Raw genomic sequence first — 23,628 nt, 5'->3', positions numbered from 1 at the left:
CCTTTGATTGAACACAACCCCCGTAGGAGCGAGGCTTGCCCGCGAAGCTTTTGGCGGCCTCAAGGGCCTCTTCGCGGGCAAGCCTCGCTCCTACGGGGTATGTGTCAATTTCAGGTTTTGGGTTTGGCGTGAGCCGCCAGCCGTTCGAGGGCCGCCCGCAGGTTCGGGTCGGTAATCCCGTCAGCCGTCGCCTGAATGGTCGCCGCCGCATCGGTCGACAAATTTATCGTATGCCCCGCAGCCCCTTGCTGAACGGTAGGCGGTTGAACCTTGAACAGAATCCGCGTCAGGCTGGCGAACTCGTCGAACAGCTGTAACTGCCGTTGCAGACGCTTTTGTTGATAACGCAGGCGGGTGGCCCAATGGCCGTCGGTGACAATCAGCAATAAACTGCCTTCGCGCCACGACGCCACATGGCAATGCTCGCGGGCAGCTGGCTGCAACTGACTTTCCACCAGACGTTGTAAATGACCCAGGCGTTGAGCGTGGCCAAAAATGGCTTTCAGCGGTTTGGCTTCCCGAAGCAGAACGGCGGGTGCTCTGGCCGTGAGAGGGCGAAATGCCATGATCAGACACCTGAAGTAACAGAGCGGCCATGGTAACAGAAAGCACCAGCCGCCCCCGACCCATTGCTTTGCGAGCGCTTTACCCATTAAATCAACAAGTAACTTGTGCCCTTGATGGGTTGAAGTTCAGCAAAATGCCCTTATTTTAAGTGAGCCCCGTCATAGCGCAGTGCATGCATCGTGGAATAACGCCACTTTCCTCACCATCGTTTCCGGGTAGAATACTCGTTCGCATGCGGCCATGAGGGCTGCACGGGCGACTCACGGGGCCGCCCTCCATCCCTTTAGTGTGGAAGATCCGCCGATATGTTTGCGCCTTTGTTAAAGAAACTTTTTGGAAGCAAGAACGAGCGTGAAGTCAAACGCATGCTCAAGACGGTGCAGCTCGTCAATGCCTTCGAAGAGCAAATGGTGGCCCTTTCGGACGATCAATTGCGTGCCAAGACAGACGAGTTCAAGGCCCGCCTCGCCAAAGGGGAAACCCTCGACAAGCTGCTGCCAGAAGCCTTTGCGGTCGCCCGCGAAGCCGGTAAGCGCGTCATGGGTATGCGCCACTTCGATGTCCAGCTGATCGGCGGCATGACCTTGCACGAAGGCATGATCGCGGAAATGCGTACCGGAGAAGGCAAGACCCTGGTGGCGACACTGGGCGTTTACCTCAACGCGCTGTCCGGCAAGGGCGTGCACGTTGTGACGGTGAACGACTACCTGGCCCGCCGTGACGCCAACTGGATGCGTCCGCTCTACGAATTCCTCGGCATGACGGTCGGCGTGGTCACGCCATTCCAGCCGCCGGAAGAGAAGCGTGCCGCCTACGCCGCCGACATCACCTACGGCACCAACAACGAATTCGGTTTCGACTACCTGCGCGACAACATGGCGTTCAGCATGGAAGAAAAATTCCAGCGCGAACTCAATTTTGCCGTGATCGACGAAGTCGACTCCATCCTCATCGACGAAGCCCGTACCCCGCTGATCATCTCCGGTCAGGCCGAGGACAGCTCCAAGCTGTACATCGAGATCAACAAACTGATCCCGCAGCTGGAATTGCACGTCGAAGAAGTCGAAGGCGAAGTCACCAAGGCTGGCCACTACACCGTGGACGAGAAGACCCGTCAGGTCGAACTCAACGAAGCCGGTCACCAGTTCATCGAAGACATGCTCACCCGTGTCGGCCTGCTGGCTGAAGGCGAGAGCCTGTATTCGGCGCATAACCTCGGTCTGCTGACCCACGTTTATGCCGGTCTGCGTGCGCACAAACTGTTCAACCGCAACGTCGAATACATCGTGCAGGACGGTCAGGTCGTACTGGTCGACGAACACACCGGCCGTACCATGCCGGGTCGCCGTTTGTCCGAAGGCCTGCACCAGGCCATCGAAGCCAAGGAACACCTGAACATCCAGGCCGAGAGCCAGACCCTGGCGTCGACCACGTTCCAGAACTACTTCCGTCTGTACAACAAGCTGTCCGGCATGACCGGTACCGCGGACACCGAAGCGTTCGAATTCCACCAGATCTATGGCCTGCAGGTCATGGTGATTCCGCCAAACAAACCGTTGGCGCGTAAAGACTACAACGACCTGGTGTTCCTGACCGCCGAAGAGAAATACGCGGCGATCATCAACGACATCAAGGAATGCATGACTCAGGGCCGTCCGGTGTTGGTGGGTACTGCCACCATCGAAACGTCCGAGCACATGTCCAGCCTGCTCGTGAAGGAAGGCATCGAACACAAGGTTCTGAACGCCAAGTTCCACGAAAAAGAAGCCGAAATCATTGCTCAGGCCGGTCGTCCGGGCGCACTGACCATCGCCACCAACATGGCCGGTCGTGGTACCGACATCCTGTTGGGCGGTAACTGGGAAGTGGAAGTTGCTTCGCTGGAAGACCCGACCCCTGAGCAGATTGCCCAGATCAAGGCCGACTGGCAGAAACGCCACCAGCAAGTGCTGGAGTCGGGCGGTTTGCAGGTGATCGCTTCCGAGCGTCACGAATCGCGCCGTATCGACAACCAGTTGCGCGGTCGTGCCGGTCGTCAGGGCGACGCCGGTTCCAGCCGTTTCTACCTGTCGCTGGAAGACAGCCTGATGCGCATCTTCGCCTCTGACCGGGTGAAGAACTTCATGAAGGCGCTGGGCATGCAGTCCGGTGAGGCGATCGAGCACCGCATGGTGACCAACGCCATCGAGAAGGCTCAGCGCAAGGTTGAAGGCCGCAACTTCGACATCCGTAAACAACTGCTCGAGTTCGACGACGTCAACAACGAACAACGTAAAGTGATCTATCACATGCGTAACAGTTTGTTGGCCGCCGACAACATCGGCGAAACCATCGCCGATTTCCGTCAGGACGTGCTCAACGCAACCGTCAGCGCGCACATTCCACCGCAATCGCTGCCAGAGCAGTGGGACGTGGCCGGTCTGGAAGCGGCGTTGCAGAGCGACTTCGGTGTAGCGCTGCCGATCCAGCAATGGCTGGACGAAGACGATCACCTCTACGAAGAGACCCTGCGCGAGAAGCTGATGAACGAGCTGATCGCCGCGTACAACGAGAAAGAAGACCAGGCCGGTGCCGAAGCACTGCGCACCTTCGAGAAGCAAATCGTTCTGCGCGTACTGGACGACCTGTGGAAAGACCACCTGTCGACCATGGATCACCTGCGTCACGGCATCCACCTGCGTGGTTATGCGCAGAAGAACCCGAAGCAGGAATACAAGCGCGAGTCCTTCACCTTGTTCTCCGAGTTGCTGGATTCGATCAAGCGCGACTCGATCCGTGTGCTGTCGCACGTTCAGGTTCGCCGCGAAGATCCGATCGAAGAAGAAGCTCGCCTGCGTCAGGAGGCCGAAGCACTGGCTGCGCGCATGCAGTTCCAGCACGACGAAGCACCTGGCCTGGAGCAACCGGAAGTGTTGGGTGAAGAGGTCGACGTAGCCCTCGCCACCGCACCGGTGCGCAACGAGCAGAAGCTGGGCCGTAACGAGCTGTGCTACTGCGGTTCGGGCAAGAAGTTCAAGCATTGCCACGGGCAGATCCAGTAAACCCGTTTCATACGCTGAAATACCCGCGCCGCGACCGGCTTATGCCGTCGCGGCGTTTTGCCATTTAAACCACCGACGCCCCGACGGCGGTGCAGACATCATTTATTAAGGAGCGCATTCATGGCTGTTGGTCTTGGTCCTTTGCCAACGTTGCACCCGGTTGCCGGTTTTGAACTCGGTATCGCCTCGGCCGGCATCAAGCGCCCGGGGCGCAAAGATGTCGTGGTCATGCGCTGTGCCGAAGGTTCCACGGTCGCGGGCGTGTTCACCCTGAACGCCTTTTGCGCCGCCCCCGTGATCCTGGCCAAACAACGCGTGCAAGGCCCGGTACGTTACCTGCTGACCAACACCGGCAATGCCAACGCCGGCACCGGCGAACCTGGCCTGGCAGCCGCCGAGCGCACGTGCGCCAAACTGGCTGAGCTGACTGGCGTCGATGCAAGCCTGGTGCTGCCGTACTCCACCGGTGTGATCGGCGAGCCGCTGCCGGTCGAAAAAATCGAAGGCGCGCTGCAAGCCGCCCTCGACGACCTGTCGGTGAATAACTGGGAAGCCGCCGCTACCGGCATCATGACCACCGACACCCTGCCAAAGGGTGCCAGCCGCCAGTTCCAGCATGACGGCGTGACCATCACCGTCACCGGCATCAGCAAGGGCGCGGGCATGATCCGCCCGAACATGGCGACCATGCTCGGCTACATCGCCACCGACGCCAAAGTCTCCCGCGATGTGCTGCAAAACCTGCTGCTGGACGGCGCCAACAAGTCGTTCAACCGCATCACCATCGATGGCGACACCTCGACCAACGACTGCTGCATGCTGATCGCCACCGGTCAGGCAGCACTGCCAGAAATCACCGAAGCGAGCGGTCCGCTGTTCGCTTTGCTGAAACAAGCGGTGTTCGAAGTCTGCATGGACGTGGCCCAGGCCATCGTGCGCGACGGCGAAGGCGCGACCAAGTTCGTCACCGTGGAAGTCAACGGCGGCGGCAATCACCAGGAGTGCCTGGACGTCGGTTACACCGTGGCCCACTCGCCGCTGATCAAGACCGCGTTGTTCGCCTCCGACCCGAACTGGGGCCGCATTCTGGCCGCCGTGGGCCGTGCCGGCGTACCGAATCTGGACGTGAGCAAGATCGACGTGTTCCTCGGCGACGTGTGCATCGCCAGCCGTGGTGCTCGCTCTGCCACCTACACCGAAGCCCAGGGCGCGGCGGTGATGCAGCAGGAAGAGATCACCATCCGCATCGAACTGGGGCGCGGTGATTGCAGCGAAACCATCTGGACCACTGACCTGTCCCACGAATACGTGAAGATCAACGCCGAGTACCGTACGTAAATTAGGTCCGGACCGAGTCGCGCCCTTCGCGAGCAAGCCCGCTCCCACATTCGATTGCATTTCTTGCGGAAGAACTCGATCAACTGTGGGAGCGGGCTTGCTCGCGAAGGCGGCCGACCAGACACCAAAGATTCTGGTCCATCCCCCTATCAAAAGGTCCCGAACATGAGCCTCCACCTGATCATCGGCGACAAACTGCATTCCTCCTGGTCCCTGCGCGCCGCACTGGCCCTTGACCTGACCGGCGCGTCCTACACCGAAGAACTGATCAAGCTGAACCAGCCGGACACTCGCGAGCGCGTGCTCAAGCATTCGCCAACCGGGAAAGTCCCGCTGCTGAAAACCGAGCACGGCACCATTGCCGATTCCCTGGCGATTGCCGAATACCTGGCTGAACAATTCCCCGATGCCGGGCTCTGGCCCCAAGACACTGCCGCCCGTGCCCAGGCGCGTTCGGCGTGTGCGCAGATGCACAGCGGTTTTTTCGCCATGCGCGGCAACATGCCGTTCGACCTGAGCCACGATGCGCCACTGTCGCCGACCCCATCTGAGGTTCAGGCTGAAATCGAGCGCATGCTGGCGTTGTGGGCTGAATGTCGCGCCGTCGCGACTGAAACCGGCCCGTTCCTGTTTGGCGGCGCGACCCTGGCCGATGCGTTTTTTGCACCGATCGCCGTACGCCTGCGCACCTATCAGGTAAAACTGCCCGAGGCCGACGCGGCCTATGTCGAAACCATCTACCAATGGCCAGCCTTCAAGGCCTGGCGGAAGGCGGGTCTGGAGGAAATAGAGCGGTGAAACGAGTCCATGTAGCAGCCGCGGTTATCCGCGATAGCAGCGGCAAGATCCTCATTGCCCGCCGTGCCGACACCCAGCATCAGGGCGGGTTGTGGGAGTTCCCCGGTGGCAAGGTCGAGGATGACGAATCCGTCGAGATGGCCCTGGCTCGCGAGCTTCACGAAGAGTTGGGCATTGTGGTCAATACCGCGCGACCGATGATCAAGGTCCGCCACGATTACCCGGACAAGCAGGTGTTGCTGGATGTCTGGGAAGTCTCGGCGTTTACCGGCGAACCCCATGGCGCCGAAGGCCAGCCTTTGGCCTGGGTGACCGCGCGGGAACTGGTGGATTACGAATTTCCGGCCGCCAACCAGCCGATCGTCGCCGCTGCACGCTTGCCCGGCGACTACCTGATTACCCCGGAGGGCCTGGAAACCCCGGCCTTGCTGCGCGGTATCCAGAAAGCCATCGCCGGCGGCATCAAGCTGATTCAGTTGCGTGCGCCCAACGGCTACGACCCGCAATACCGCGATTTGGCGGTGGATGCGGCGGGGCTGTGTGCCGGCAAGGCGCAGTTGATGATCAAGGGGCCGTTTGAATGGCTGGGGGACTTCCCGTCCGCCGGTTGGCACATCACGTCGGCGCAGTTGCGCAAGTATGCGGCGGCCGGGCGTCCGCTACCGGCGTCACGCTGGTTGGCAGCGTCTTGCCACAACGCTGAAGAACTGGCGTTGGCCGAGCAAATGGGCGTGGACTTCGTGACCCTGTCGCCGGTGCAACCGACGCAGACTCATCCGGATGCTCTGCCATTGGGTTGGGAGCAGGCTTCGACTTTGATCGAGGGCTTCAGCAAACCGGTGTTTTTGCTGGGAGGGGTTGGCCCGGCAGAGCGGCAGAAAGCCTGGGAGGCGGGCGCGCAGGGTGTGGCGGGGATTCGGGCGTTTTGGCCTGAGGCCTGATTCTGCGTTGAGGCTACTGGCCTCTTCGCGGGCAAGCCTCGCTCCTACAGGATTTGGCAACAACGCCGTCCTTGTAGGAGCGAGGCTTGCCCGCGAAGGCGTCCTTGAGGACGCCGACTAAACCCCGGGTTTCGTTGCCGCTTGCCACAAAATCTCGGCAATCCCCTGACGCTTGGCAATCAACCGTGCCGCCACAAACAACAAATCCGACAACCGATTGATATACGCCAGCCCAACCCCGGCCAATGGCTCGATCGCATTCAACTGCTGACAGCGCCGCTCGGCACTGCGCGCCAGGCAGCGGCATACGTGAGCCTGGGCGATCAGCGCGGAACCGCCGGGCAGAATGAAATTCTCCAGCGGCCCCAACTCTTCATTCCACACATCGATCGCCGCTTCCAGGCGCTCGATTTCCGCCGTATTCAGTGCCTGATAAACCGGCATCGCCAGTTCGCCACCCAAGTCGAACAACCGATGCTGGCAGGGCGCCAACACCTCGATCACTTCGTTCAACCCCGGATACGTATCACTTTGCGCCGCCAACCCGGCCAACAGCACACCCACTTGGCTGTTCAGCGTATCGACTTCGCCAATGGCTTCGATGCGCGGATGGTCCTTGGGCACCCGGCGGCCATCGCCGAGCCCGGTTTCGCCTTTGTCGCCAGTACGGGTGTAAATCTTCGACAAGCGAAAGCCCATGGTTACCTCGACAGCTGATTGAGTTCTTGAGAGACCACCGGAGTGCCCGACAACGGCAGGCGCAAGGTGAAACAGGTACCTTGGCCCGGCGTCGATTGCACTTCCATCTGGCCCTTGTGGTTGTTGGTGATGATGAAGTACGAGACCGAGAGCCCAAGGCCGGTGCCCTGACCGATTTCCTTGGTGGTGAAGAACGGCTCGAACGTACGTTTGCGCACGTTCTCACTCATGCCGATGCCGTTGTCTTCGACCTGAATTTCCGCCCATGGCGGGTTCAGTTTTGTACGCAGAATGATCCGCCCCGGTTCGCGGTCGTCGGTACGTTGGTGAATGGCTTGTGCGGCGTTTTTCAGCAAGTTGAGCAGCACCTGCTCCAGTTCGTTGGCAGTGCCGGGCACCGGGCCCAGTGCCGGATCGAACTGCCGAATGATCGCCTGCCCCTTGAAGTCGAAACCGATCGCCAGGTCGAAGTCGTTGCCGGCGATCTCCACCGCTTGATCGATCAGCGCCGGCAAATCGCAGGGAGCCATCTGCCGGGTACTGCGGCGGCTGAAACTGAGCATGTGCGTCACGATTTTTGCTGCCCGGGCACCTGCCTGTTGAATGCCATCGAGTAATTGCGGCACTTCTCGAGCTTTCAAGTACTGGTTGACCGTTTCCAGCTCGATGCCCAGTTGCTCGGCCTGTTCGAGGTTCTTCGGCAGATCGGGTGACAGGCGCCGACGAATGTTCTGCACGTTGTGCAGGATTGCACCCAGTGGATTATTGATTTCGTGGGCCATGCCGGCGGCGAGGCCACCGACCGAGAGCATTTTTTCCGACTGCACCATCATTTCTTCCAGGGACAGCCGCTGGGTGATGTCGTCGATCCGGATCACCACGCCGCGCCCGGCACCGCCCATCAATGGGTAGAACGTCAGGGCGTAATGCTTGGGTTCATCGTCCTTGAGCCAGGTAACTCGTTCGATCTTCGCCACCGTGTGCTGCTCGACGGTTTGCCTGAGTTGCGGCAGGAACGGTTTGAGCGGTTCGAAGGCGAGGAAGATCGGTTGGTTCAAGGCTTCGTCCAGGCGCGTGCCGGACAGGGCGCTGGCTTCCTGATTCCACTGGGTTACGTAGAGCTGCTCGTCGAGGGCGATCAAGGCCGACGGCATGGAGTCGATGATGCTGTTGAGGTAGTTCTGGAAACCGGTGAGTTTCTTTTCGATCTTGCTGCGCACCTGAACTTCCAGTTCCAGCTTGCGGTTGGTGTGACGGGTTTCTTCGGCCAGCCCCTGAGCCTGGTCGTAAGCGGCCTGGGAATCATCGCGGGCGCGCTTGAGCTGCTGCTCCCGGGCCTCGATGCGCGAGAGCATGGTGTTGAACGCTTCGGCGAGGCTGCCGATTTCGTCGTGGTTGCCGCGAGAGGCGCGTAGGGCGTAGTTCTCTTCCCGGGTCACTTGCCGGGACAACTCTTCGAGCTGATGGATCGGCCGGGTAATCAGGCGTTTGATCTGCCGGGCAATCACCAGCCATAACAGCACGCTGAAGATCAGAATCCCCAAACTGGCGGTCAGGGTCCCGGTGTAGAACGCCATCGGCAATTCGCTGCTGGCTACCAGCAGCAAGTGCCCCGGCGCGGTACCGGGGCGGGGCAGGGTGATCACTTGGTTGCTGCGAAACTCGGTGGCTTGCCAGGCTTCCAGATGCCGGAAATGCTCCGGTAGATGGAGCTCGTCGCCCTGCTGCAGCTGCGCCAGAAGCACACCTTTGCCGTCATAGAGCGCTGCTGCACGCAACGGTGTATAGCTGTTGAGCTCGTTGAGCAGACGCTGGGCGGTTTGCGGTGACTTCAAGGCGTCGGAGATCAGGCTTGGGTTGGACACCAGTCGGCCGATGGTCTGCAAGGCTTGGGGGGCCATGCTTTCCTGGGAGATGTAATAGGCGGCGCTGATAAAGGTCAGGTTGGCGACCAGCAAAACGGTGGTCAACAGCACCAGCAGGGCGGCCAGCAATTTCTGGCCGACTGGAAGGTTTTCAAGGCGCTGGCGCAATGGCATCAGGTTCATCGCTGAAAAGGAACAAGTGGCCAGCGTAGCCGCTGCTCAGTCGCTGGGCAATCCAAGGCTGCGCAGATGAGCAATCAGGCGCTCCTGCAATTGACTGAGGTGGGGCAGGTTCAACTGATGCCGCGACGCGACCTTGCAGGCATGGCCCAACAGGTAGCTGATTTCTGTGCGGCGCTGACTCGCGACGTCCTGGTACATCGAGGAGAAATTGGCCGCTGTGGCCTTGATCACTCGTTCGACTTCCTCCCGGAGGTTCTCCGCCGCTGCCGGCTGGCCGCAGCGCTCCAGCAGTTCGGTGAGCTCGGCGCACAGGGTGGCGACTTCGCAATGATGCTGTTGCAAACCACCGTTGCGGCATTCGTGCAGTACGGTCAGTGGGTTGATCGCACAATTGAGCGCCAGTTTTCGCCACAGCCTTGTGAGGATGTCGGTGCTCCACTCATGGGGAATACCGGCGGCGCTCAAGTCCTCCAGCCAGATCGGCGCTACTGGATGGCCCGCATCGCCCAGCCAGGTGTAGCCGTGACCGGCGAACACCACACGCCAGTCGCCATCGCGAAACGCGCCTTCGGTACTGGAGGCGAAGATGCAGCGCGCCTGAGGCACCTGCGCGGCAACCGCGTCCTGACTACCGAGGCCGTTCTGCAGCAGGATCAGTTCGGCGTCGGGTGTCAGGCGGTGGGCGAGGCGGGCCACGGCTTTCTCGGCGTCGTAGGCTTTGCAGGCCACCAGCAGGCGGCTGATGGGCTCGTCGCTGTCGGCTGTTTCGCCGGGCACCGGATACAGCTGAGCTTCGCCGTGTTCGACCAGCGTCAAACCGCCCGCCGTCTGATAGGCCTGTAAGCGTGTCGCGTCCCGCACGATCAACCTGACCGGTACGTCAGCCCGCGCCAGACGTGTGGCCCAAAGGGTGCCGAGGCTGCCGGCGCCGAGAATGTGCCAAGGGGTAGACATCAACTTTCTGCTCGGTTTGACGCTGGCATGTGAGGCTCGCAGTATCGGTTGGAAAAGACCCGTTATAATGAGCCCGATTTTAACCGCAAGCCAAGCGCGCTCCATCCTTATCGAGCGTGCCTTTTTATTGGAGAGATTACATGCCGTCGTTCGACGTGGTATCCGAACTGGACAAACACGAAGTCACCAACGCGGTCGAGAACGCCGTCAAGGAACTCGATCGTCGTTATGACCTGAAAGGCAAAGGCACCTTCGAGTTCAAGGAAAAGGACCTGACCGTCAACCTGACCGCGGAAGCCGATTTCCAGCTCGAAGCGATGATCGAGATCCTCAAGCTGGCTCTGGTCAAGCGCAAGATCGACGTGCAGTGCCTTGAAGTCAAGGATGCCTACGCGTCGGGCAAGTTGATGAAGCAGGAAGCGGTCCTCAAGGAAGGCATCGACAAAGAGCTGGCGAAGAAAATCGTCGCTCACGTCAAAGACGCCAAGCTCAAGGTCCAGGCCGCCATTCAGGGCGAGCAAGTGCGCATTACCGGCAAGAAGCGTGACGATTTGCAGGAAGCGATTGCCGCCCTGCGCGCCAAGACGTTCGACATGCCACTGCAGTTCAACAACTTCCGCGACTGACTTTCAAGCGGGAACCTGTGGGAGCGGGCTTGCTCGCGAAAGCGGCGTATCAGTCGACATCACTGTTGAATGACACGCCGCTTTCGCGAGCAAGCCCGCTCCCACCTCGATTGTGTTTAACCCGGCGGGTCTTTCTGCCGCTTATTTTTCGCGTGCCGGATGGCCGGAAATCAGGAGAAAGTAGATGGATTTGAATACTGAAGTGGACAATCTGGTCAAGGCATCCCAAGCCTGGATTCCGATGATCATGGAATACGGTAGTCGCGTGCTGTTGGCGGTGATTACCCTGGCCATCGGCTGGTGGCTGATCAACAAAGTCACGCAAAAACTCGGCGGCCTGCTGGCGTTGCGTAATGCCGACCTGGCGCTGCAAGGTTTCATCAGCAACCTGGCGAACATCATCCTCAAGATTCTGCTGATCGTCAGCGTGGCGTCGATGATCGGCGTGGAAACCACCTCGTTCGTCGCAGCGATCGGTGCTGCTGGCCTGGCGATCGGTCTGGCGTTGCAGGGCAGCCTGGCGAACTTCGCTGGCGGCGTGCTGATTCTGTTGTTCCGCCCGTTCCGCATCGGTGACTGGATCGAAGCTCAAGGTGTTGCGGGTACTGTTGATAGCATCCAGATCTTCCACACCGTACTGCGTACCGGCGATAACAAAACCATCATCGTGCCTAACGGCAATCTGTCGAACGGCATTATCACCAACACCAACCGTCAGCCGACCCGCAAAGTGGTATTTGATGTAGGTGTGGCTTACGAGGCGGACTTGCAGAAGGCCCGTGAAGTGTTGCTGGATCTGGCCAAGGACCCGCGCGTATTGGCTGATCCGGCGCCGGAAGCGGTGATTTCCATGCTGGGTGACAGTTCGATCACTGTTTCCCTGCGAGTGTGGGTGAAGACCGCTGACTACTGGAATGTGATGTTCATGTTTAACGAACAATCGCGCGATCGTTTGAAGACTGCCGGTATTGATATTCCATTTCCGCAGCGGGTTATTCGAGTGATGCAGGAATCGGCAACGGTGTAATGATTGGTCTTCGATACATGTTTGACCTTTCGGTCAGACTTGTTCTGCAAGAGCCCGATCCGTTAAACACAATGCTGTAACCAATAAAAAAGGCCCATCCGAAGATGGGCCTTTTTTTGATTACCGCGAATTAGCTTTCGGCAATTACAGAACCGAAATCGGGTAGTCGACGATCAGGCGGAACTCGTTGATATCGCCTTCAGCCTGGTCGGTATTGGCGCGGTGCCATGCCTGACGAATGCGGAAGGACAGATCTTTCGCAGGGCCTGCCTGAACTACGTATTTGGCTTCGAGGTTGGTTTCGTGGTGCTTGCCATCTTCGCCGTAGCCGTACAGGCGGTATGGGCTATCGGCATCCATTTTGGTGCCGTCGATATCCCAACCTTTAGCGTAACGGGTCATGAAGCTCAAACCAGGTACGCCGTACTCAGCCATCTTCAGGTCATAACGAACTTGTACAGATTTTTCGTTTGGAGCGTTGAAGTCAGAGTACTGGATGGAGTTGGCGAGGAAGATCGAGTCGCCGCCACGGTTGTTATCGCCCACACCGACGTAGTCGAACGGGGTGTCGCCGTTAACTTTCTGGAAGGCGAGAGTAACGGTGTGAGCCTTCAGGAACGAGTAAGCGCCTGCCAGCGAGTACGTGGTGTTGCTGATGTCGCCCGCTTTGGCGCTACCGGAATCGGTGGTGCGGTAGATGTTGCCGTCCAGGTTGAGCGACTGATCGCCACCCATTGGGATGGTGTAGTTCACATTGGCGTAGTACTGGTTCCAGATGTCTTTGAACTTGGAACCGTAGAGCGAAACGCTCAGGTTGTCGTTGATGCCGTATTTGCCGCCGGCATAGTCCATGGTCCTGCCGGTTACAGGTTGACCGTCATCAGGAAAGCTCGCGTACTGGGAGTGCAACTCACCGTCGCTGTTCATCTCGTCCTGGCTGGAGGACGAGTAGAAGTGACCGGCTTCCAGGTCCAAGTTGGTGATTTCGCTGCTCTGCAGTTGGAAACCGGTAGCGGTTTGAGGCAGCAGGCGGGAGCCGCCGACGGCGAACACTGGAGAGGTGCTTGGCTGCATCTCACCGAACTTCAGTTCAGTCTTGGAGACACGAAGTTTGACGGCTCCACCGGCTTTACCGAAGTCGTCGTGGTTACGGCCTTGGGAATCGCGGCTCAGGTTGCCCGAACCGGAGTACTTGTCTTCGCCGTCCAGTTTGATACCCAGGTAACCGAACGCGTCAACACCTACGCCGACAGTACCTTGGGTGTAACCAGAGCTGAATACACCGTGGAAACCCTGGGTCCAGTCTTTGTCATCGACTGCGCCGTCTTTCTTGTCACGGTTGAAGTAATAGTTGCGAAGCAGCAAGTCGAACTTGGCGTCTTCAACAAAACCTTTGGCTTCAGCCTGGTCACTTACGAAAGGTGCGGCCGTAGCCATTTGAGTACTGGCTGCTGCTGCAACTGCCAGTGCGATCATGCTCCACTTCATCACGCGCATCGTGATTTGCTCCTTTGGTTTTTAGAAGAGTACTGCCGTCCCGCCTGTTTTATTATCCGGGCGGCTCTTTCTTTTTGTGTCGGCGCAAACTTATATCACGCCGACCATGTTGGCGATACTTGCGCATCTAACCTTTCAGCTTCTTTACGACCCTGTCGCAAATGGCTGGGTAGATGTCGCAAATTCACAATTCCGACGCAATCGGACTGACAACTTCAACGTTGTTTTCCATGGCTTGAGCGTCGGTAAAAAAGAGTCCCTTGTCCTGCACTTGAATCTCCATCGGGCAACCCTGCCGCTGTTTTTATTGGCCTTAAGGCTTCCACTTCCAGCGGAGCGCTTATAGACGATACGGGTGTGAATGCAACAAGCGTGCACAAATCGGAATTCTGTTGCTGTTTTTTTCCAAAGGCCTGCCTGTTGCTGTAAAAACCTCATAAAACCGGGGGGTTCAAGCTCTTTTTACCTGAGCTTGACGCCATGCTTCGCATCGTGTTTACCACATCGATCCAGTGGGGGCGACAACCAAAAACGTTACCGGTTCACCCCGCCAGTGAGTAGTTAGCGGATGCTGACGCACTGAGCGTAGACGCGTTGTGCGGTTTTGGTGCAAAAAATTTCAATTGTTGTACCGAATTCACACAGTGTCGCTTTGTCGTGGATTCGAACGGCCCGTCGTTTATCGGTCATTTCGGCATTTTTTGTGCGGCGGCTGGTTCTGTCATGGTGCATACCGGATCAAAATGGCTCATGTCGGGGCGCCCGTAGGGCGCAGCCGGTGGCAGTTCGTCGTGAAGCGTGTGGCGTTCGCAGGTATGCTGCCGTCCTGTCGCTTGGTGCGCCGTCATTCGCAATGGGGCGCTAAGCTGAAAAAAGATCACCAGAGGGGAGTGTGCGCTGTGTTCGCTTTAGATCCACGACTTCAACAAGACACGTTGCCTATCGGCGATTTCCCGCTCTGTCGGTTGCTGTTGTCCAATGATTCGAACTACCCGTGGTTCATCCTCGTGCCCCGCCGCGAGGATATCAGTGAGATATTTCAATTAGATGTCGCAGATCAACAGCAGCTGTGGCAGGAAACCACCGCACTGGCGGAAATGCTCAAGGACTCGTTCGATGCGGACAAGTTGAACGTTGCGGCCCTGGGTAATGTCGTCAGCCAGTTGCACATGCATGTGATTGTGCGCAAGCGTGAGGACGCCGCCTGGCCAGCTCCGGTCTGGGGCAAGCAGCCGGCCAAACCCTACAGTCCAGAGCAGATCGCGACAATTCGCGAACGGCTGCGTCTGGTGTTGACCGATGACTTCACGTTTCTGGAGGGCTAAAACATGAGCCTGGAAGAACGCGTTACCGATCTGGAAAGCCAGTTGGCGTTCCAGGATGACACCATCCAGGCATTGAGTGATGTGCTGGCGACGCAGCAACGCGCAGTGGAGCGTCTGCAACTGCAAATGGCCGCATTGCTCAAGCGGCAAGAGGAAATGGCCGGTCAGTTCGAGTCCTTCGAAGAAGAGGCGCCACCGCCGCATTACTGAGCCACATTAGTGAAGAGCAGGCCATAAAAAAACCGCGAACAGCCTGGGCTGTTCGCGGTTTTTTTTAGCCTTGGAATCAGCGACGCGGCAGGGCGGCGATCACATCTTCGGCTTGCAGGCCTTTGTCACGGTTCATGACAGAGAACTCCACGCGCTGGCCTTCGACCAGAACACGGTGGCCTTCACCGCGAATTGCCCGGAAGTGCACGAAAATATCATCGCCGGAATCACGGGAAATAAAGCCGAAGCCTTTGGAGGTATTGAACCACTTGACGGTGCCGGTATCGCGGTTGCTCATGTCATAGCTTGGCGAGGCGGCGGCCGGTGAAGATTTGTAGAAGCTGACGGCCAGGTGCAAAAGAATGGCGATCAGGGCAACGACCAGACTGAACAGAACGGCAGGTTGACCGGCGATAACAGGCATCGGGGCGAACAATGTCAGTGTTTGCAATACCACAGCCAGAACCAGCAAGGCGCTGACCAGGTTTTGCAGTTGATGACGTGGGCCTTTGTTCCAGTAAGGGATAACAGGTGCAAGGGTGAGGTTGAGCAGGCCGAAAAAGGCCAGGTACAGCGCATCGGGTTGTTGCAGGTAAGGTAGCGCTTCGGATCGCAGGCTAGGGATGAAGGACAGCAGCAAGGCTGCTGCGCCCATTAGCAGGTGGACGATTTTCAACATTTTGATTAACTCACGTTAAGACGGATCACAAGGAAGAGCTGATGGAGCACGGTTCGCTTCGGAACAATAAGAGGCGTTGGACACGTTCCCGCTATCAGCCTATGCGCAGCCCCCGGAAAATAGGCGGTAGCGACACACTGCCTATTTAACAGCAAAGCCCGCAGCTACTCAAATCAGGCAGTCCAGCGGTACTCCCGCTGGCCGCTGTGTGCATGACGCTTGCTGAGTATTATTTGCCGGCTGTGTTTCGCGCGGCTTTTTGCCGTTTCGCTGAAAGACGTTGCGTCAGTTTTCGTAGGAAATCGTCCGGCCTAGGACGAGCTCCATGATCTCCCCTCAGTTGTTGGCTTATCCTACGTCGATGGTCATAAAGTCATCTAGATATCCCTGTGCGCCTGCGCTTTTATAAGGAAACGGAATATGACTCTTATAAGCAGCAAGGATGGCAAAGGAGTGTCAACGCTATGGTTTATCAAGACAGGCGAAGCGAGGGGAGGGTCAGTCCACTCAAGGACGTGAGGATTGATTCATTTGTCAGCGAATTCGATATGGGCCTGGCCCAGCCATTATCCCGGTCGGTGCGTTTGAATGGCTTTGCGACCTGTTTGCGGCTTGAACAGGTCTATTGGGATATTTTGGGTGATATGGCCAAGGTCAATTGCTGCTCGGTCAGTGCGCTGCTGTCCCATGTGGATCGCGAAGTGCATCTGCGTCACGGCGGGGTAAAGAACTTCACCGGGCTGGTGCGGGTTGTCTGCCTCGTGCACAGCCTGAAGGAAGGAAATTGCCCCATCATGGCTTGACGATGGCGGTTGATCGGGTCGAGTGTCGGTCTGTGCAGTCTTACGGCTGCACAGGCTGCATTTAATGGATATAATCCCGCCCTTTGCCGCAAAGCCCAGCATGCGCGGTAGCAATCTGATCGCCGAGACAACCCCCATGCCGATGTACGACTATCAATGTGCTTCCTGTGGTCATCAGTTGGAAGCCATTCAAAAGATCAGCGCAGCACCGCTGGTCGACTGCCCTGCCTGCCAGGCGCCAGAGCTTAAAAAGATGCTGTCCATGCCGGGCTTCCGCCTCAGCGGCACCGGCTGGTACGAAACCGACTTCAAGACCGGTTCCAAGAAGAATCTGGCCGGTGGCGACAAAGCTGACTAGGGTCTAGCGCCCGGGCTGAATGACACGCGCGAGCTCTTGCATCATCCGGCACCTTATTCAAGTGTGGGGGTGCGGCAAGACCTCCAACCGAATTTCGAATTACGAGAAGTGAAACCACTACCATGATGCGCAGCCATTATTGCGGCCAACTGAACGAAAGCCTGGAAGGCCAGGAAATTACCCTTTGCGGATGGGTTCACCGTCGCCGTGACCACGGTGGGGTGATTTTCCTCGATATCCGTGATCGTGACGGTCTGGCCCAGGTGGTGTTCGACCCGGACCGCGCTGAATCCTTCGCCGCCGCCGATCGCGTGCGCAGCGAATACGTGGTCAAGATCACCGGCAAGGTGCGCCTGCGTCCGGCCGGTGCCACCAACGCCAACATGGCGTCGGGCATGATCGAAGTGCTGGGCTACGAGCTGGAAGTATTGAACGAAGCGGAAACCCCGCCGTTCCCGCTCAACGAGTTCTCCGACGTCGGCGAAGAAACCCGCCTGCGTTATCGCTTCCTCGACCTGCGTCGCCCGGAAATGCTCGAGAAGCTGCGTCTGCGTTCGCGCATGACCACCAGCATCCGTCGCTTCCTGGACGAGAACGGCTTCCTCGATGTCGAGACGCCGATTCTGACCCGCGCCACGCCAGAAGGCGCTCGCGACTACCTGGTGCCGAGCCGTACTCACGCCGGTAGCTTCTTCGCCCTGCCGCAATCGCCACAGCTGTTCAAGCAGCTGCTGATGGTCGCCGGCTTCGACCGTTACTACCAGATCGCCAAGTGCTTCCGCGACGAAGATCTGCGCGCCGACCGTCAGCCGGAATTCACCCAGATCGACATCGAGACCAGCTTCCTCGATGAAAAAGAGATCATGGGTATCACCGAACAAATGATCCGCAACCTGTTCAAGGAAGTGCTGGACCTGGAATTCGGCGACTTCCCGCACATGACCTTCGAAGAGGCCATGCGTCGTTACGGTTCCGACAAGCCGGACCTGCGTAACCCGCTGGAACTGGTTGACGTTGCCGATCAACTGAAAGAAGTCGACTTCAAGGTGTTCAGCGGCCCTGCCAACGACCCGAAATGCCGCGTTGCCGCTCTGCGCGTTCCAGGCGCGGCAAGCATGCCGCGCAGCAAGATCGACGACTACACCAAGTTCGTCGGCATCTACGGTGCCAAGGGCCTGGCGTACATCAAGGTCAACGAGCGCGCCAAAGGCGTTGAAGGTCTGCAATCGCCAATCGTCAAGAACATCCCTGAGGCTAACCTCAACGTGATCCTCGATCGCGTCGGTGCAGTTGATGGCGATATCGTGTTCTTCGGCGCTGATAAATCGAAGATCGTCAGCGAAGCCTTGGGCGCGCTGCGGATCAAGGTTGGTCACGATCTGAACCTGCTGACCTGCGAGTGGGCACCGATGTGGGTCGTCGACTTCCCGATGTTCGAAGAGAACGACGACGGCAGCTTCACCGCGTTGCACCACCCGTTCACCGCGCCGAAGTGCACGCCGCAAGAACTGGAAGCCAACCCGGCAACCGCGCTGTCCCGTGCCTACGACATGGTCCTGAACGGCACCGAACTGGGTGGCGGTTCGATCCGTATCCACCGCAAGGAAATGCAACAGTCGGTGTTCCGCCTGCTGGGTATCAGCGAAGCGGAACAGGAAGAGAAGTTCGGCTTCCTGCTCGACGCCCTGAAATATGGCGCGCCGCCGCACGGTGGTCTGGCCTTCGGTCTGGACCGTCTGGTGATGCTGATGACCGGCGCCCAGTCGATCCGTGAAGTGATCGCCTTCCCGAAAACCCAGAGCGCTGCCTGCGTCATGACTCAGGCACCGGGGCTGGTGGATGCCAAGGCATTGCGCGAACTGCACATTCGTCTGCGCGAAACGCCTAAAGCTGAGTAAGGCTGGCCAGAAGGGCGCATCTTCGGATGCGCCCTTTCTTTATACAATGGTCGAGATTTTTATTTGCTGGCCGGCGCATCATGGCGTGGCGGGCAATGTTTCAAAGATAATTCGGAGCGAGTTATGGCGGGTCATTCCAAGTGGGCGAACATCAAGCACCGCAAAGAACGTCAGGATGCCAAGAAGGGCAAGATTTTCACCAAGTGGATTCGTGAACTGACGGTTGCTGCTCGTCAGGGCGGCGGTGATCCAGGCTCCAACCCGCGCTTGCGTCTGGCGCTGGATAAAGCGCTGGGTGCGAACATGAGTCGCGACATCATCGATCGCGCAGTGGCCCGCGGTGCCGGTGCTGCCGATACCGACGACATGGTCGAACTGACCTATGAAGGTTACGGTCCGGGCGGTGTGGCGGTGATGGTCGAATGCATGACCGACAACCGCAACCGTACTGCAGCGGCTGTTCGCCATGCGTTCAGCAAGTGTGGCGGCAACCTCGGCACCGATGGTTCGGTGGCCTACCTGTTCGAGCGCAAGGGGCAGATTTCCTTCGCGCCAGGCGTGGATGAGGATGCGCTGATGGAAGCGGCCATGGAGGCCGACGCCGATGACGTGGTGACCCACGAAGACGGTTCTATCGACGTGTTCACCTCGTTCGCCGGCTTCTATTCCGTGCGCAACGCTTTGGAGGCTGCAGGCTTCAAGGGCGATGACGCAGAAATCGTCATGCTGCCGACCACCAGTGCCGAACTGGACCTGGAAGGCGCCGAGAAGGTTCTGAAGCTGATCGATATGCTCGAAGACCTGGATGACGTGCAAAATGTGTATTCCAACGCGGACATCCCGGAGTCGGTGGCCGCACAGCTCGGTTGATGCATTTATAAAAGATCGCAGCCCTTGCCAGGCCCTACGCTAAACCCGTAGGAGCTGCCGAAGGCTGCGATCTTTTGACTTTAAGATCGAAAATCAAAAGATCGCAGCCTTCGGCAGCTCCTACACAGTTATCCTCAAGCCACCGCGATCTCTTTCTGCAGGCGTTATGACTTTAATTCTTGGTATCGACCCCGGTTCGCGTATCACCGGTTATGGCGTGGTACGTGATACCGGGCGTGGCTGCGTGTACGTGGCGTCGGGCTGCATTCGCACGGGCTCCGGCGAGCTGCACGAGCGCCTGCAAATCGTCTACCGGGGCGTGCGCGAAGTGATCCAGACCTACGGCCCGGTGACCATGGGCATCGAAAAAGTCTTCATGGCCCGCAATGCCGACTCCGCCCTCAAGCTCGGTCAGGCCCGCGGCGCTGCCATCGTGGCCGGTGCCGAGGAAAGCCTGGAAATCGCCGAATACACCGCGACCCAAGTCAAACAGGCGGTGACCGGCACCGGCGCGGCGAATAAGGAGCAGGTGCAGATGATGGTCATGCACATGCTGAAATTGACCAGCAAGCCGCAAATCGATGCCTCGGATGCCCTGGCCATCGCGATTTGCCACGCTCACACCCGGTCCAGTCTGTTGCCGCATGGTCTGGGCACAGCACGCAGTCGTGGCGGGCGCCTGCGTCTCTGATAGCATCAGCAATCATTTTTTATGGAATGAGGGTTTTGCGCCTGTGCTGTCGGCGCAAAACCTTTGTTCTGTCAGTCGCCAGCACTGATCTGGCCAAGGCTCAAGGATCTGAAACGTGATTGGACGCTTGCGCGGCACTTTGGCTGAGAAACAGCCGCCGCACCTGATTCTGGATGTAAACGGTCTGGGGTATGAGCTGGAAGTGCCCATGACCACGCTTTATCGCTTGCCGTCGGTCGGTGAACCGCTGACCTTGCACACCCATTTGGTCGTACGCGAAGACGCGCAGTTACTCTATGGCTTCTTTGGCAAGCGCGAGCGAGACTTTTTTCGCGAGCTGATCCGTCTCAATGGTGTGGGGCCGAAACTGGCGCTGGCCTTGATGTCGAGCCTGGAGGTCGACGAGCTGGTTCGTTGCGTGCAATCCCAGGACACTTCGGCCCTGACCAAGGTGCCGGGCGTGGGCAAGAAAACGGCCGAGCGTTTGCTGGTGGAACTCAAGGATCGCTTCAAGGCGTGGGAAACCGTGCCGGCGATGTTCGCGTTGGTGCCAAACCAGCCGGGTGGGCCAGATGCGCCAGCTCCAGTCGCCACTGCCGAGAATGACGCGGTCAGCGCGCTGATTTCCCTGGGCTACAAGCCGCAGGAAGCCAGCAAGGCGATTTCTGCGATCAAGGAGAAAGGTTTGAGCAGTGAAGACATGATTCGTCGCGCCCTGAAGGGAATGATCTAAGTGATTGAAGCTGATCGTCTGATCGCTGCCACGGGTGGGCCCCGTGACCGCGAGGAAGTCCAGGACCGGGCGATTCGTCCCGTCAGCCTGGCCGAGTACATTGGCCAGCCAACCGTTCGCGAGCAAATGGAGTTGTTCATCCAGGCCGCGCGTGGGCGCAATGAATCCCTGGACCACACGCTGATTTTCGGCCCGCCGGGACTGGGTAAAACCACCCTGGCCAACATCATTGCCCAGGAAATGGGCGTGTCGATCAAAAGCACCTCGGGGCCGGTTCTTGAGCGTCCGGGTGATTTGGCAGCGTTGCTGACCAACCTTGAACCCCATGACGTGCTGTTCATCGACGAGATCCATCGGTTGTCGCCGATCGTCGAAGAAGTGCTGTACCCGGCCATGGAAGATTTCCAGCTCGACATCATGATCGGCGAAGGGCCGGCCGCGCGCTCGATCAAACTCGATCTGCCGCCGTTCACCCTGGTCGGCGCAACCACCCGGGCCGGCATGCTGACCAATCCGTTGCGCGACCGTTTCGGGATCGTTCAGCGTCTGGAGTTCTACAACACCGCCGACCTGGCAACGATTGTCAGCCGTTCGGCGAACATTCTCGGTTTGCCGCTGGACCCGGAAGGCGCCTTCGAAATCGCCCGCCGTGCCCGTGGCACGCCGCGGATCGCCAACCGCTTGCTACGCCGAGTGAGGGATTTCGCCGAGGTTCGCGCCAAAGGCCACATCACCAAACCGATCGCCGACCTGGCGCTGAATCTGCTGGATGTCGACGAGCGTGGTTTCGACCATCAGGACCGACGCCTGCTGCTGACCATGATCGAGAAGTTCGACGGTGGGCCGGTGGGGGTGGACAGTCTGGCGGCGGCGATAAGCGAAGAGCGTCACACCATTGAAGACGTGCTGGAGCCGTATTTGATCCAGCAGGGCTATATCATGCGCACTCCGCGGGGGCGGGTGGTCACTCGACATGCGTACCTGCACTTCGGTTTAAACATCCCGTCACGATTAGGCGAGATGCCCGTGGTAGACGAGTTCCTCGATGCCGTGGACGATTAGTAACCTTTGCGCGCTGATTTATTCGGGGTTTGTGCTGTCCCAGGACCGTACTTTCGCCGCAAAGCCGCGAATCAATGAAAAACAGTTGCCTGGCCGGATTGGCAACCTGAGGAGTAAGCACTAGAGTATGCGCGCGCAAAACGGGCTTGAGCCGTTCGCACATCGTTGTCGCGTTTATTACGAGGACACCGATGCGGGCGGCATCGTGTATTACGTCAATTACCTCAAGTTTATGGAACGGGCTCGAACCGAGCGGCTCCGGGAGCTGGGCTTTGCCCAGTCGGCGCTGGCAGGGGAGGACCTGTTGTTTGTCGTGCATTCCAGCGAAGCGCGTTACCACGCGCCGGCGCGACTGGACGATGAACTGCTGGTAAGCGCTGAAGTAATTGAATTGAACCGGGTCAGCCTGCGCTTCAAACAGCAGGTCAGGCGGGCTACGGATAATGTGCTGCTCTGCGAAGGGCAGTTTCTGGTGGCCTGTGTGCGCACCAACAGTTTGAAACCCCGGGCCATTCCCGAAGCTCTACGTGCGGCCTTTGCCGACGTGAGCGGCGCGGGTACACACTCAAAGCAGGAGATAAAGCGTGGAAGCTACCGTCGTCGACCATTCCTCCATGTGGAGCCTGGTCAGCAATGCCAGTATCGTGGTGCAACTGGTAATGCTGATCCTGGTAGCCGCATCGGTGACCTCATGGATCATGATCTTTCAGCGCAGCAACTTGCTGCGCGCCGGTCGACGTGCCCTGGAGAGCTTTGAAGAGCGCTTCTGGTCCGGTATCGACCTGTCCAAACTCTACCGTCAGGCCGGCAGCAACCCTGATCCGGATTCGGGCGTCGAGCAAATCTTCCGTGCCGGTTTCAAGGAATTCTCCCGTCTGCGTCAGCAGTCGGGCGTTGACCCGGAAGCAGTCATGGAAGGCGTGGCCCGTGCCATGCGCGTGGCCATCTCCCGCGAGGAAGAAAAACTCGAGCAGAGCCTGCCGTTTCTCGCCACCGTCGGTTCCGTCAGCCCGTACATCGGTCTGTTCGGTACGGTCTGGGGCATCATGAACTCCTTCCGTGGTCTGGCAACTGCCCAGCAGGCGACCCTGGCCACTGTGGCCCCTGGTATTGCCGAAGCACTGATTGCTACCGCGATCGGTCTGTTCGCCGCCATCCCGGCCGTTATCGCGTACAACCGTTTTGCTGCTCGCAGCGAAACCCTGCTGGGCCGTTACTACACCTTCGCCGATGAATTCCAGGCGATCCTGCACCGCAAAGTGCACACCAGCGAAGAATAAGCAGGTAATTTCCAATGGCTTTAATCGCTCGAGCTCGCAAAAAGCGCAAGCCGGTCGCCGAGATGAACGTGGTGCCTTACATCGACGTGATGCTGGTACTGCTGGTCATCTTCAGGCCGGTGAAGTGCTGGGCAACTTCGACCACAAGGTCCGGTTGGACATCATCCTGCGGGTGTCTTCGTT

At 58.7% G+C, this 23,628-nt stretch carries 22 protein-coding genes and 2 pseudogenes; 18 read left to right on the top strand and 6 right to left on the bottom strand.

The genetic code is table 11. From position 1 onward, the window contains the following. Positions 1 to 110: 110 nt before the first annotated feature. Positions 111 to 566 carry a DUF721 domain-containing protein gene (locus ACIPLA_RS16115; RefSeq protein WP_007906612.1) on the bottom strand — a complete coding sequence of 152 codons (456 nt, stop codon included), beginning with the start codon at positions 564 to 566 and terminating at the stop codon, positions 111 to 113. 306 nt (positions 567 to 872) lie between these two features. On the opposite strand from ACIPLA_RS16115, the gene secA reads away from it, so the two are divergent. The 4 genes from secA (at position 873) to ACIPLA_RS16095 (ending at position 6,685) form a co-directional block, all read left to right on the top strand. Further along, complete coding sequence (gene secA / locus ACIPLA_RS16110) at positions 873 to 3,608, top strand: preprotein translocase subunit SecA (protein ID WP_192343859.1); 2,736 nt, start codon at positions 873 to 875, stop codon at positions 3,606 to 3,608. 120 nt (positions 3,609 to 3,728) lie between these two features. Beyond that, complete coding sequence (argJ, locus tag ACIPLA_RS16105) at positions 3,729 to 4,946, top strand: bifunctional glutamate N-acetyltransferase/amino-acid acetyltransferase ArgJ (protein WP_008015216.1); 1,218 nt, start codon at positions 3,729 to 3,731, stop codon at positions 4,944 to 4,946. 165 nt (positions 4,947 to 5,111) lie between these two features. Next, positions 5,112 to 5,744: a glutathione S-transferase family protein gene (locus tag ACIPLA_RS16100; RefSeq protein WP_218397935.1), complete on the top strand. Its 633-nt coding sequence runs from the start codon at positions 5,112 to 5,114 to the stop codon at positions 5,742 to 5,744. After that, complete coding sequence (locus ACIPLA_RS16095) at positions 5,741 to 6,685, top strand: Nudix family hydrolase (RefSeq protein WP_123495517.1); 945 nt, start codon at positions 5,741 to 5,743, stop codon at positions 6,683 to 6,685. The genes ACIPLA_RS16100 and ACIPLA_RS16095 overlap by 4 nt, the downstream gene beginning before the upstream one ends. 117 nt (positions 6,686 to 6,802) lie before the next feature. Here the strand turns inward: ACIPLA_RS16095 and ACIPLA_RS16090 are convergent, their stop codons facing one another. Genes ACIPLA_RS16090 through ACIPLA_RS16080 form a run of 3 tightly spaced genes read right to left on the bottom strand, consistent with a single transcriptional unit; the run spans position 6,803 to position 10,386 of the window. Next, the gene (locus tag ACIPLA_RS16090; RefSeq protein WP_218397932.1) at positions 6,803 to 7,384 is read right to left on the bottom strand and encodes a cob(I)yrinic acid a,c-diamide adenosyltransferase; all 582 of its coding nucleotides are present in this window, start codon (positions 7,382 to 7,384) and stop codon (positions 6,803 to 6,805) included. 2 nt (positions 7,385 to 7,386) lie between these two features. Then, positions 7,387 to 9,423 carry a HAMP domain-containing sensor histidine kinase gene (locus tag ACIPLA_RS16085; RefSeq protein ID WP_123495527.1) on the bottom strand — a complete coding sequence of 679 codons (2,037 nt, stop codon included), beginning with the start codon at positions 9,421 to 9,423 and terminating at the stop codon, positions 7,387 to 7,389. A gap of 45 nt (positions 9,424 to 9,468) precedes the next feature. Beyond that, entirely contained in the window at positions 9,469 to 10,386 is a 918-nt protein-coding gene (locus ACIPLA_RS16080; RefSeq protein WP_218397929.1) for a putative 2-dehydropantoate 2-reductase, read from the bottom strand. Positions 10,387 to 10,526: 140 nt separating this feature from the next. Here ACIPLA_RS16080 and ACIPLA_RS16075 point away from each other — a divergent pair, with 140 nt between their 5' ends. Then, entirely contained in the window at positions 10,527 to 11,012 is a 486-nt protein-coding gene (locus tag ACIPLA_RS16075; RefSeq protein ID WP_007906601.1) for a YajQ family cyclic di-GMP-binding protein, read from the top strand. 184 nt (positions 11,013 to 11,196) lie between these two features. Next, a complete protein-coding gene (locus ACIPLA_RS16070; protein WP_401174102.1) occupies positions 11,197 to 12,039 on the top strand; it encodes a mechanosensitive ion channel family protein in 843 nt (280 codons plus the stop codon). A 144-nt stretch (positions 12,040 to 12,183) separates the two neighbouring features. Here the strand turns inward: ACIPLA_RS16070 and ACIPLA_RS16065 are convergent, their stop codons facing one another. Beyond that, positions 12,184 to 13,536 carry an OprD family porin gene (locus ACIPLA_RS16065; RefSeq protein ID WP_192343867.1) on the bottom strand — a complete coding sequence of 451 codons (1,353 nt, stop codon included), beginning with the start codon at positions 13,534 to 13,536 and terminating at the stop codon, positions 12,184 to 12,186. An 899-nt stretch (positions 13,537 to 14,435) separates the two neighbouring features. On the opposite strand from ACIPLA_RS16065, the gene ACIPLA_RS16060 reads away from it, so the two are divergent. Next, on the top strand, positions 14,436 to 14,861 hold the full coding sequence (locus tag ACIPLA_RS16060) for an HIT domain-containing protein (RefSeq protein WP_032830486.1): 426 nt from the start codon (positions 14,436 to 14,438) through the stop codon (positions 14,859 to 14,861). Positions 14,862 to 14,864: 3 nt separating this feature from the next. Continuing rightward, a complete protein-coding gene (locus ACIPLA_RS16055; protein ID WP_050683199.1) occupies positions 14,865 to 15,071 on the top strand; it encodes a SlyX family protein in 207 nt (68 codons plus the stop codon). Between the two features lie 76 nt (positions 15,072 to 15,147). Here ACIPLA_RS16055 and ACIPLA_RS16050 read toward each other — a convergent pair whose 3' ends face one another. Beyond that, positions 15,148 to 15,750 carry a cold-shock protein gene (locus ACIPLA_RS16050; RefSeq protein ID WP_007897045.1) on the bottom strand — a complete coding sequence of 201 codons (603 nt, stop codon included), beginning with the start codon at positions 15,748 to 15,750 and terminating at the stop codon, positions 15,148 to 15,150. A 464-nt stretch (positions 15,751 to 16,214) separates the two neighbouring features. Here ACIPLA_RS16050 and ACIPLA_RS16045 point away from each other — a divergent pair, with 464 nt between their 5' ends. The 10 genes and pseudogenes from ACIPLA_RS16045 to ACIPLA_RS16000 all read left to right on the top strand — a co-directional run. Continuing rightward, a complete protein-coding gene (locus ACIPLA_RS16045) occupies positions 16,215 to 16,553 on the top strand; it encodes a ribbon-helix-helix domain-containing protein (protein ID WP_401174097.1) in 339 nt (112 codons plus the stop codon). Positions 16,554 to 16,689: 136 nt separating this feature from the next. Continuing rightward, positions 16,690 to 16,911 (top strand): FmdB family zinc ribbon protein, encoded by a 222-nt coding sequence (locus tag ACIPLA_RS16040; RefSeq protein WP_010457489.1) that lies wholly within the window; start codon positions 16,690 to 16,692, stop codon positions 16,909 to 16,911. Between the two features lie 122 nt (positions 16,912 to 17,033). Next, complete coding sequence (gene aspS / locus ACIPLA_RS16035) at positions 17,034 to 18,809, top strand: aspartate--tRNA ligase (RefSeq protein WP_008072428.1); 1,776 nt, start codon at positions 17,034 to 17,036, stop codon at positions 18,807 to 18,809. A 123-nt stretch (positions 18,810 to 18,932) separates the two neighbouring features. After that, positions 18,933 to 19,679: a YebC/PmpR family DNA-binding transcriptional regulator gene (locus tag ACIPLA_RS16030; protein WP_008072427.1), complete on the top strand. Its 747-nt coding sequence runs from the start codon at positions 18,933 to 18,935 to the stop codon at positions 19,677 to 19,679. A 166-nt stretch (positions 19,680 to 19,845) separates the two neighbouring features. Then, on the top strand, positions 19,846 to 20,370 hold the full coding sequence (gene ruvC / locus ACIPLA_RS16025) for a crossover junction endodeoxyribonuclease RuvC (RefSeq protein WP_008147379.1): 525 nt from the start codon (positions 19,846 to 19,848) through the stop codon (positions 20,368 to 20,370). Between the two features lie 115 nt (positions 20,371 to 20,485). Continuing rightward, positions 20,486 to 21,103, top strand: coding sequence for a Holliday junction branch migration protein RuvA (gene ruvA / locus ACIPLA_RS16020; protein ID WP_007897033.1), 618 nt, complete (start codon positions 20,486 to 20,488; stop codon positions 21,101 to 21,103). Beyond that, a complete protein-coding gene (ruvB, locus tag ACIPLA_RS16015) occupies positions 21,104 to 22,165 on the top strand; it encodes a Holliday junction branch migration DNA helicase RuvB (RefSeq protein WP_008006678.1) in 1,062 nt (353 codons plus the stop codon). It begins immediately after the preceding gene. A gap of 127 nt (positions 22,166 to 22,292) precedes the next feature. Beyond that, positions 22,293 to 22,706 (top strand): annotated as a pseudogene (gene ybgC, locus ACIPLA_RS16010) (tol-pal system-associated acyl-CoA thioesterase); the annotation flags it as partial. A gap of 43 nt (positions 22,707 to 22,749) precedes the next feature. After that, positions 22,750 to 23,445 (top strand): protein TolQ, encoded by a 696-nt coding sequence (gene tolQ / locus ACIPLA_RS16005; protein WP_401174091.1) that lies wholly within the window; start codon positions 22,750 to 22,752, stop codon positions 23,443 to 23,445. 23 nt (positions 23,446 to 23,468) lie between these two features. Next, positions 23,469 to 23,558, top strand: a pseudogene (locus ACIPLA_RS16000) (biopolymer transporter ExbD); the annotation flags it as partial. Positions 23,559 to 23,628: the final 70 nt, after the last annotated feature.

The sequence above is a fragment of the Pseudomonas sp. NPDC086112 genome, assembly GCF_044746425.1.
Classification (GTDB): Bacteria; Pseudomonadota; Gammaproteobacteria; order Pseudomonadales; family Pseudomonadaceae; genus Aquipseudomonas.
This window is presented reverse-complemented; position numbering and strand designations above follow the sequence as displayed.